Raw genomic sequence first — 10,538 nt, forward strand, 5'->3', positions numbered from 1 at the left:
GAAATCATAGTAATCTATAGTGTTTTCAACACAATATCGATAATACATCCCATCATTTTCTTTATCTCCAGGTGCTCCCCAGGAGTTAAATATATCAATAGAATCCCAATCAGGTTCGCTACCTAGTTGTTCAATAGTGAAGTTATTGATTAGTCTTTTAAATTGTTCTTTTAATGCACGTGTATGGAAAGTTACAGCTATTTTCCAACTTTGGTTCTGTGCATGTAAATAAGCAACCTTCAGGGCCAATACAATAGTTTTTCCTGACCCTGCTAGCCCTCTAATTCTTTGTACACCATCAACTGTTTCAATGACTGCTTCAGATTGGTGTTGGTCTAAGTTAGCTATAGAATCTTCTAATTTCTGTAAGCGACTTCCTAAAGAGTTTTCCTTTTTAGTTTGCCTTCTAATAGAACCAGCTCGAATATTAGTAACAACTTGAATTGCTGCTTTTAATTCTTTAAATGTATTCTCATCTGATTCCCATTCAAATGAATTAATAACTTCATTTAAATTAGAAATATTGGCAATGTTGTATAGATCATCATCGATTTGTGGCAGGCTATTTTTTTTGGCTGGACAGAAAGTTACAGTTTTAATATCAAACTTAAGATGACGACCATTTTTTAACTTTGGATAGGGTTTTAACTTCACCTCCAACATGGAGGCCATTTCATCTTGGTTCTCTATATAATTAGTAAGATCAGTTCCTTCAACTAAATCAAAAGCAACGATCCCATTTGATTCGCTTAAAAGTAATGCATCAAATTTAGTTGGACCTAAAGGGGATCCTACGATTGGATAACCTATATATAGAAAACCCTCTAAACTAGGATTAGAGGATAATGTTTCCGCAAGTTGTCTTGAAGCAATTGGTTTTTCTTTATTAGTGCCCCAAATGACTTTAATCACAGTAATACCTTTAATTTAAATCTTGAAATTAAGCAATGCTCTACTATATTTAGAAGCTTTAGTCTTATCAAGTTAAGCCTTGATCTGAATAATTTTTATGGTTAGTTCGAAATCAAATAGATTTCTAGATTCGAATCTAGAGCCGCGCATCTTTAATTTTTTCTAAAATTAACATAATGCACGTTATACGAAATCAATTTGTTTTCTTTATATTTTTCAGTGTCTTATGTTCTATGTATTAGCCCGATTCTCACCAATCGGGCTTTTTACGTGAATTGTATTGTTCCACGCCTATTTATTAACCGAAGTTCCACGCCTTTCATTAGTTTTTTTGCAAAATCAGCCAAAGTTTCACCAGTTTTAAAAGAATCTGCGTTTGATCAATTTTCATTGAACACAGCATCAATCACTCTACCAAATAAACCGCGTTTTTTTTGGTGTTTTTTGAATGTGTCATTAGATGTATCAATATTGTCTCGCGGTGTGTCATTAGCGCGTGTCACTGGTGTTTCATGAGACAAATTTTTTTGACTAATATATTGTTTATCAATATTTTTATCTACATTTGGTGAAGTGTCGCATGGTGTATCATTGGGATGTGTCACTGGTGTTTCATGAGACAATTTTTCGGAAGACTCCTTATGTCCTAATAGAAGCTGAAAGCGATCAATTTGATCTAAATAACGCTTCTCTCGATCTTTGTAGGCTTCGATTTCCTTTTTCATAAAATCAACTAGCTGACGTAAATCAGCATCATCTTTAGGTTGATCTATGATTTGGTTCTGTTCTGTTTTTTTAGTGGGTTCACCAAAGCAGCGTATTACTTCTGCAATATCAAAATGACCATCTGCACTACGAGATAAACGTCCTTCTTTAATAGCTCTATATAACGTAGAACGACTTACGTTAAAGCGATTAGATACTTCACTCAACGATAATTTAGCCATTCACAGTGTCCTTTTTATTTGATGGTATATATCCAACTTTCCTTAGATATGGGAAAAGCTCTTTGAGGCGTTTAGGGTCTTGCAGCATTTTTGCTATACGTACAGCAAATTGCTGATAGCTTTCTGTACCTTGAGAGTATTTATTCATTTCAGGAAGAGCTGAGAGCTTTTCAGCAAATAAGTAACGTTGGGAATCTGATAATTTGGATAACAGATCAATAGTACTTTGATCTTTTCGAGAAGAAGTTTCTTTCTGCTTAAATGTAAAAGAAAGACCTGAAATGGCTCTTCCCGTTTTGTACTGTTCATACTTCACATTTATGTCTGTTGACTCATTAATTTGCTTTATTGCAGGCTCTAATACACGGTTTTTGAAGTTAATCATTTTTTGATACTCATTAATTTCTAAACCTAATGTATCTCTGAAATCTGATAATGAAATAACAGGTGTTTTGCCTATCTCTCTCCATGCAATTAAAAACTCATATAGACGAATTGCATACTTACTAGTTAGTTGAGAAACTTGTTTTAATTGATAACTAGTAAAGTGTTTTTCTAATCTTGTAATTAGCGGAACAACATCTGGAGCAAATGTAACTTCCAGTTTTGCCAAATCATCAATATATGCAATTCTACTAACCCAACGTGATTTGACTACAATTTCTTTGTTCGTATCATTACGGTTTTCTTTAAAAGAAAACTTTCTTTCAAAGAGGTTATTAACAGCGTTTTTCAAAGCACTATATGCTGCTTCTTTAGTTACATTAAAACGAGAGGCATAATCCGAAGCATGGATTTCTAACTTACTATCAGCAGAAATACCTTGTCCTGTTTCTCGAGCTCTAATTATAGATAAAAGAATTAGCCTTTGTTCTGTTACTTCAAGGTTATAACTAGCATTAATTAAGACATTATCTTTAACAACTAAGTCATTTTTCATGGAACTATTTAGGTTTTTAATCTTATTAAGACTACATTACTATCTAATGTAGTTAAAAGCAAAGAGATTGTAGTCTTATAGCAAAGAGATTGTAGTCTTATAGCAAAGAGATTGTAGTCTTATAGCAAAGAGATTGTAGTCTTATAATGGCTAAAACCATTGCTATGCAATGCTTTTAGCTCGCCTAAAAGCATTTAAAAGCTTTAAAATTAATTAAAAGCACTTGGTATGAAAAATTGCCCTTGGTTTTCGCTACGCTCAAACTCTATTGAATCTCGCTTTCGCTCAATTCGTAGGGGCAATTTTTTGGTCTATATTCCCTTGAATTTGAGAAAAAGCAAAAGCAAGATCAAAAGCAACTCGGAATTCGCTTCGCTCATAAAGCTTTTTTACTCGCTACGCTCGATCTAGGCTCAAGTTTCTGCATGTGATTTACGCTTATTTAGGCTTCACAGCCTAAAAAGCTGTTTTTCAGAGAGTCATGACGCAAATTGTAGTGGTTCGCTCGTAGACACTCGCTCTATAAGATATTGATATTATTATTAATAGTAATATATCGGAATTTGTCATTGTATTAGAGAGTGCGTATCGGAATTTGTCATTGTATTAAAATATATATTTTATATATCAATAACTTAGTAATTTTAATGTATGGGTTTTAAGTAAAAATAGGAATCTATTCAAGCAGACACAATATTTAATGTCTGAGTTGGCTCGGAAAATGTCTTTTTTAAACTTTGAAATCCCTGCTACATAAGGCTTACAGCGAGTCTAAAAGCATTTAAATCTTTGGATATTTCATTCCAATCTAGTTTTTACTCAATATTGATGAAGATTAAAATTCCCATATTTTTTGTTGAACAATCAAAATTCAAATATGCGCGTATTCGCTTCTATTTTGCGATTTCAGCGCATTTATAACTTTCACACTAAACAACATGCCAAATTAGTGAAATGATGCTTATACGTGATTTGGTGAAGTTTTATGGCTATTTTAGTTTTTTTAATCCAAGACTCTGACTGGATTTAAAGAGTTCTTCCGTTTCACTCTGGATTTTCGCCTTATGTGCAGGTGATCCAAAGGCATAGTCCTTCGTCTGATTATCAGAATTGACTGGAGGCTGTGTATCTTCCTGATTGAATACTGTTGTTGATGGGGATGCTGAGATCTGCTTTTCTAACTTTTTGGCATGGGTATTTTTATAGCGCGCCAGATAGACCGAAAATTGTTTAACGCTCAGGATCAGTCCATGTTGTTCTTCTAAAATTGAAGTGACTTCATCATACGAATACCCTTGTTCTCTGAGTTCTTGGATCTGCGGTAAGAGTCGAATAAAGGCTTTTGATTTGATTTTTGGCAGCATGATTTTAGTTTTCAGCGGAACAATTCAATTTGATAGTAAATTGTTAGTGCTTTGATTGCAAATTGATATATTTTCAGTAGTAATCCTCTGATTTTGATACCCAATTGATAACTTTTTGATAGTAAATCAGTAGTGTGTTGATATGTACGCCTTTTTAAAAGCTTTTTGCTCTAAATTCAGCTCAAAATTTAAGAGGAATTTCTGATGTTTTTTGGGTATACACCATACGCACCTAGTCAGGATGCCGAAAAACGAATTTTTTTTATTTAAAAATAAGAAGATATAAACTTTATTCTTGTTTCTTTGTGGTTAATAGAATGTTTGCAAATGTGTACATTTGAGCAATAAGTATATGTAAGAAAAAATGTTTTTTGATTACATGTTGAAAACATTGCTGTCTAGTAAAATGGGCTAAAACAGAGCTGATTTTTTGCGGTACTTTGTGCTGTTTCTTGCATTATTTTACGGATGCTTGTTGGCACAAAGTGACCCGACTTTAGACTCAGGCTAAAGCCTGAATCTAAAGTATCGGGTGATTCTATGAGCATCTATTGGCTATGCTCGATGCTTCAATTAAAGGGAAAATATGAGTATTTTTTTGATCCGTCATGCTGAAAGTGAAGCCAATATCAATGGTAAAACGCTGTCGCATGCTTCAATCACTTTAAGTGAGCATGGGCATATTCAAGCTCAAAATTTATGCTCTACGCTGCCTAAAATTGATCATGTGATGGTATCCAAGTATTTGCGGACGCAACAAACCGCAGCACCGATCCTCGAAAAATATCAGCTTGATTTTGAGGTTGATGAGCATTTGCATGAGTTCAGTTATTTGTCTGAACGGAAGTGTGCCAATACCAATTTGAATGACCGTAAAGCATGGGTGAATGCGTACTGGGATAAAATGGATTGCCAGCATCGGGACGCTGATGATGCGGAGTCTTTTGAGGATCTTTATCTGCGAGTGCAGGCGTTTCATGACAAGTTAAAAGCCGTGGCTGGGCACTATGTTGAAAAGAATTTGGCTGTATTTAGTCACGGACAGTTTTTACAGCTTTTGATTATGCAGATCCAGCAGCCAAGTCCACTAACTAAAGAGTTGATGCAGCAGTTTAGATCGGACTTGGTGCGCCAGCCGATCAAAAATACTGAAATTTTTAATTATTGAGTTTTTATAAATATAGGTCATTACTTTATATGAATGCTACAGAACGTTATTTAGGATTATTGAAAGAGTCTCTTAATTTTGCAAAGGAATTAGGACTGCAAAACTTACAATGGGATTCTATTGAGACCAAATATCAAGGAAAAGATGATATTCAAGAGATTGTTAATATTGTTCAAGGTGAACTATTTGATTTTATTGAAGACTTTTTTAAGTTTCATCCGTATCTAGGTAACATGTGTTTAGATCTTACAGCCATTACCTTTATGTATTTAAAAGCTAAGGGCTTTAATGCTGAAATGATTTATGGAAATGTGAACATTAACAATTCACCCGAAGATGAATGGGATACAACACCGATTTTTTTGAAGAACGAATATGTGAATAAAGTTAATAAAGGCGAGCAGGATGTACACGCATGGGTCGGTTTGGGGGGAGATATCATAATTGACTTTGCACTTCCTGAAAGATTGTGGAAAAACTATAAGTATCCTAGAGAAATTAACTTTCCTATTGGGCGTGCTGATTTTTTTGAGAACTCTTTAAAAGTAAAATATAAGCCGATGCTAGTTGGCTCTGATTTCTTTAAGCAAACCAATCGCTATGATCCGCTTGATGATATTTTTAATTTCAAAGAAAAAATGAACAAAGAAAAAGCCTAAATTAGGCTTTTTTTCATGTTCGAAGCCAAAATTTCGTATAAGAGATTATGTTAAATTTACTCAAACCATTCTTAATATGAAAAGACCCGTAAAATAGTAAAATCCTCACAATTACCTATGATAAGTGCATGTATATGCTAGATAATCAAGCCCACCAGCTCCTGAAATTATGAAATATAATCCCTCTGCAAAATTCAGAGGGAATTTTACATTTTGGAGCAAAAAGCCTGTACTTTATTTTAGGGTAAATAATGAGCGTACGAGATTACAAAGAACTAGAGAACCATATTATTGATATTTGTAACAATAAAGAAAATATTGTTTTAAACGGTGTCAAATATGAACTATCAAAAGCAGGTCGTCCTATTGTCAAAGGCAATGGAGAGTGTAAAACAGACGTACTAATTCGATTATATAAGCATGCCGATAATCTGGATGATTTTTTGGATATAAAAATTTCCATTAAACAATCAAATGCAGAATTTCTGGCAAATAAATTAAAACCGATTGATGCTGAAAACCTATTCGGTGAAAATTGGAAAGATATTGTTATTCAATCAGTTGAAACAATTAAAGATAAATTTGAAGGTAAAAAGCTTTCCGCAACCAGTAAAAAAAATGGAATGAGATATACTTTAGGATGGCGTTTGGAAGTTGCTAATAGGTCTAGAGTGCTAGCATCAAAACTCCAAATCCCTAAACAGGAAATCATCGATGTAATTTATAAAGGAAAATCACTATCTGATGACAAAAAAAATGCTTATGTTTTTGGGAATGAAGTTAAAAACTCAGGTATTGCAGATTTCTTATTAGAGGGTAATAAAAAAGACTTTAAATCTATTGAAGATGTTTTAAATAAAATCCAAGAAATGGATTCTCTGAATGTAAATAACGTACATTTGATTTTTACTGCTAGTAATTATTTCCCAGATAAAGAATCAAAAATTGAAGGCAATAGATATTTAGCTGTTTATGTTGATTGGGATGTTATTGATAATGAATTAAAATCTTCAATTGTTTTTGATCAACCTCTTAAATATAAGGGAGTGGATGACATACTGCCCTCTTTATTAAAAGCTATAGATCAGCCAGTTTAAAGCTCAAATTAACGTCATCATTGAGCTTAAAATTTGATTCAATTGTTGATATGAACAATGCTCTTGATCCTTTAAGGACTATCTCATTTTAAAATGAAAAACGTGAGGTCATTGCCTCACGTTTTTTTCTTAGCTTGCTTTCAATATTGAGTTAGCTTGATTCAAAGCATTAAGAATGCTTTTTGCTAAAATTCTAGCAAAATCAACATTTACTGCATTTCCAATCATTTTATATCCATGGTTTACATCAGCGTATTTGAAAATAAAGTCATCAGGGAAGCTTTGAATCCGAGCGCATTCTCGAACGCTTAAACGTCTGTATTCACCGTTTGGTGAAAACATGAATTTGTCTTGCTCAAGTTTCACCATTTTAGGCGCACTGGGATGAATTGGGGCATGGCGACCACCAGCTTGAATCGTAAATGATGGTTCATCCCAGGCCCGGACTCGGTTTCTAGACATATACATTGATGAGAAGCCACCTGTCATGTATTCATGGTTTGGTACAGTAACGTCAGGATTTGGTTTCGACTTGTTCAATGCAGGAACAACGTTATGTTCTAGGTCTTGAATAATGTCTTCTAAGCAACGAACTTCATTGGATTCTTCCGGGAATGCGTAATCAATATTAAGATCGGTTCTAAAACCAATAAAAATGACTCGTTTACGATCTTGAGCAATCCCAAAATCTGCTGCATTTAAAAGTTTAAAATGAAGATCGTAGCCAGCTTCTAGAAAGGTATTCTTGATATTATCAAGTGCATCTTTATGTCTTGGTGCTAGCATGCCGCTGACATTCTCTGCCAAGAAAAATGATGGTTTCTTCGCTTCTAGGATACGAATGAAGTCAAAAAACAGTTGTCCTCGTTTATCTTCAATCCCTCTTCTTGATCCTGCTTCGCTCCAGCTTTGGCATGGTGGACCACCAATGATGCCATCGCAGTCAGGGACCTCAGATTCATCAATCAAAGTGATACTGCGTTTATCTAGAGCTGTTTCAGGATGGTTATGCTCATAGGTAGCCCAAATATCCTTGTCAAATTCATTGGCGAAAATGATGTCAAAGCCGGCTTGTTTGAAGCCAAGGTCTAGACCACCTGCACCAGAGAAAAAGGAAGCTATTTTAAGAGACATATTAAAAAACACGATTGAAGATTTAGACGTAATTTTTACATTTTTGGATTCAAAAGGCCAGCTTTTTTTTTAAGAAAACGACATCTCCTGTCGTATCGGAGCATTATTGATCCTTTAAACATATAGTTAGAGTAATGTTATATAGACATCTTATGAGCCTAAAATTGACAGTCTAGATTTTTAGATATAGCCTTGAATAAAAGGCGCTTCATAATCCGGTTAGAATCACCGCTCTGAAGCGCTTTTTTTTGTCTGTAATTTATGGAATATGGTAAATTTAGGGAGTAAAGTGCTTCGATAGATGGGTAGTTCCCTGTCGTGAGGCATTTTCAAAGGCGCTTCTAGTGACAGGCAGTTCCCTGTTCTGAAGTGCCTTTTTTCATTTTATAGAAGAGATTTTATGTTACATAGATGGAATTATAAAATGAAGTGCCCAATTTTTTTCTCTTCATTAGTAATAGTATGAAAAGGAATAACATTAGCCATCTTCTTATCAAAAATATTCTTACTTTTTGTATATCCAGAATAATAAAAATTGCGTAATAAAAACAAAATAAATTTTCTTGGTGTAACTGGCATTGAAACAGGAATTCTACAATTGAGAAATTGCCCAAATGTCACATGTGAAGCAGGATGAGTAACATTCACATGATTTTTGGGATCATAGTCGAATCTAATAGGGAATTTAACTAAATTTTTTTTAGTACACTCTAGAAAAATCTCATCTTGACTAAAAAGCTCAGGGCAATCTTCAAATGAAGGTAATGATGGTGAGGGATAGAATGACAATCTATGTTTTTTTATAAAAAAAGTATCATCATTTTTCTCAAAAATATAATTAAAAGAAACCAAGCCACCATCTATCAGGTGGATATGATAGCTCTTCTCTTCTAAAACAGACTTATATATATCTTCATATGGGATATTTTTTAGAGCTTGAGAAATTTCAATCCCTTTTTGAAACCCGATTTCATAATCTCCACTAGCATTAATACGTGTAGATGGATATCGTTGTTCTATTGATAATCCAGATTCAATAAGACGATCAATTATTTCAGTACATTGTTTTAAAATATTATCAGAATACATACTAATGCCCTGATTTTTTTAAAATATTAATTAATTCTTCAGGGATTAATTCAGTTGGCAATTCTCCTGAATTGATAGCATGTATAATTTCTTGAATGTTATTTGTCAGCTTTCTTCTTCTATTTCTCTCTTGAATAGACATATCCTTATTAATTAACTTTAATGCATGTTTCTGTTTTTCTGTTGGATAAACAAATTTTAAAGCGTAATCGTTATTTTTTAAAGTTTCCCATTCTTCTTTCAGAGCTTGCATAGATGGTCCAATTCCTAATACACGAACCCAAGCTTTACTTCGAGTAATGGCAGTGAATAATCTATTCCTAATTAATGCTAAGTGATTTGGATCAAAGGAATCAGCACAATCTTGAGCATGGATAATGTATACCATCGCAGCCTCATTACCTTTTGCTCTAAAGATACCTGTAAAAGTGACAGCTCCATTTTTTCTGAAGATATCTCTTGAAGTTGTAACACCTGCAATTTCAGAATCTATATCATTTTGTTGTAATGCTTTTCTTACAAGACCAACATTTTTTTGTGTTGTGAAAGGATCAGGATTAATAACTAAGATATCTTCAGGTTTTAGTTCATCTTCATGGATATTTTTAACAATAGAATTGAAGAGCGTTTGATTCATATCTTGTACTGAATTAAATACTTCAAACTTTATAAGATCTTCAAGAGGTGTATGTTCTTCTAAAAAAAGAGGGCTAGACTCGCTATTTCTAATTAACTCTACCTCTTTTCCACCTTCAATTTGCCCCTTTTTAATAGAATAACCAACATCTTCCCATAAAGAATCATTATCAAAGAACTGAATTAATCCTTTTGGTCTCGTTAATCCAAACCCTAGTGTGTGAGCGGTCGCGAGTAATGGACGTGAATTGCGATAGCATTTTTCTAAAATAATATCTCTTTTAGGCTTTGTTAGATCTTCTTCTTCTAAGGTTACTAAAGGAACTCCTTTCGCATCTTTACCAAATAACTGTTCCGGAGGTAAAACGGATAGACCATTTAAAGACTGAAGTTCATCATATGCATAAACTAATCGCTTAGGATCTTTTAAAAATCTATAGCATAATTTAATGAATTCGGGAGGGAAATCTTGAGCTTCATCAATTAGAATTAAATCATATTTTTCAACGCTTTTTGATGCTGACTGTTCTAAAGCAAGTTTGCAGACTTGTTGAAAAGCATTATTATTCCCAAATTGATTCTTAGCTGTCTG

General features: G+C 33.7%; 10 protein-coding genes and 1 pseudogene. 3 read left to right on the forward strand and 8 right to left on the reverse strand.

Annotated features, from left to right (window positions below; translation table 11 throughout):
• The 5 genes and pseudogenes from LVY74_RS17305 to LVY74_RS17325 form a co-directional block, all read right to left on the reverse strand.
• Positions 1-912: pseudogene (locus tag LVY74_RS17305) on the reverse strand (helicase); the annotation flags it as partial.
• A 380-nt stretch (positions 913-1,292) separates the two neighbouring features.
• Positions 1,293-1,859 carry a plasmid replication DNA-binding protein gene (locus LVY74_RS17310; protein WP_237816102.1) on the reverse strand — a complete coding sequence of 189 codons (567 nt, stop codon included), beginning with the start codon at positions 1,857-1,859 and terminating at the stop codon, positions 1,293-1,295.
• Entirely contained in the window at positions 1,852-2,799 is a 948-nt protein-coding gene (gene repM, locus LVY74_RS17315; RefSeq protein ID WP_237816103.1) for a replication initiation protein RepM, read from the reverse strand. The genes LVY74_RS17310 and repM overlap by 8 nt, the downstream gene beginning before the upstream one ends.
• 989 nt (positions 2,800-3,788) lie before the next feature.
• Complete coding sequence (locus LVY74_RS17320) at positions 3,789-4,163, reverse strand: hypothetical protein (protein WP_237816104.1); 375 nt, start codon at positions 4,161-4,163, stop codon at positions 3,789-3,791.
• A gap of 398 nt (positions 4,164-4,561) precedes the next feature.
• Entirely contained in the window at positions 4,562-4,711 is a 150-nt protein-coding gene (locus LVY74_RS17325; protein WP_237816105.1) for a hypothetical protein, read from the reverse strand.
• A gap of 38 nt (positions 4,712-4,749) precedes the next feature.
• Between LVY74_RS17325 and LVY74_RS17330 the strand changes: the two genes are divergently transcribed.
• The 3 genes from LVY74_RS17330 (at position 4,750) to LVY74_RS17340 (ending at position 7,087) form a co-directional block, all read left to right on the forward strand.
• Positions 4,750-5,331: a histidine phosphatase family protein gene (locus LVY74_RS17330; RefSeq protein ID WP_237816106.1), complete on the forward strand. Its 582-nt coding sequence runs from the start codon at positions 4,750-4,752 to the stop codon at positions 5,329-5,331.
• A 29-nt stretch (positions 5,332-5,360) separates the two neighbouring features.
• Positions 5,361-5,990 (forward strand): hypothetical protein, encoded by a 630-nt coding sequence (locus LVY74_RS17335; protein WP_237816107.1) that lies wholly within the window; start codon positions 5,361-5,363, stop codon positions 5,988-5,990.
• 251 nt (positions 5,991-6,241) lie between these two features.
• The gene (locus LVY74_RS17340; RefSeq protein WP_237816108.1) at positions 6,242-7,087 is read left to right on the forward strand and encodes a hypothetical protein; all 846 of its coding nucleotides are present in this window, start codon (positions 6,242-6,244) and stop codon (positions 7,085-7,087) included.
• 129 nt (positions 7,088-7,216) lie between these two features.
• Here the strand turns inward: LVY74_RS17340 and LVY74_RS17345 are convergent, their stop codons facing one another.
• The 3 genes from LVY74_RS17345 to LVY74_RS17355 all read right to left on the reverse strand — a co-directional run.
• Positions 7,217-8,221 carry a DNA cytosine methyltransferase gene (locus tag LVY74_RS17345; RefSeq protein ID WP_237816109.1) on the reverse strand — a complete coding sequence of 335 codons (1,005 nt, stop codon included), beginning with the start codon at positions 8,219-8,221 and terminating at the stop codon, positions 7,217-7,219.
• 417 nt (positions 8,222-8,638) lie between these two features.
• Positions 8,639-9,310 carry a DUF2290 domain-containing protein gene (locus LVY74_RS17350; protein ID WP_237816110.1) on the reverse strand — a complete coding sequence of 224 codons (672 nt, stop codon included), beginning with the start codon at positions 9,308-9,310 and terminating at the stop codon, positions 8,639-8,641.
• 1 nt (position 9,311) lies between these two features.
• Positions 9,312-10,538, reverse strand: a 1,227-nt coding sequence (locus LVY74_RS17355) for a DEAD/DEAH box helicase (RefSeq protein ID WP_237816111.1), incomplete at its 5' end; no start/stop codon positions are given.

The sequence above is a fragment of the Acinetobacter sp. ME22 genome (assembly GCF_022012315.1).
Taxonomy (GTDB): Bacteria; Pseudomonadota; Gammaproteobacteria; order Pseudomonadales; family Moraxellaceae; genus Acinetobacter; species Acinetobacter brisouii_A.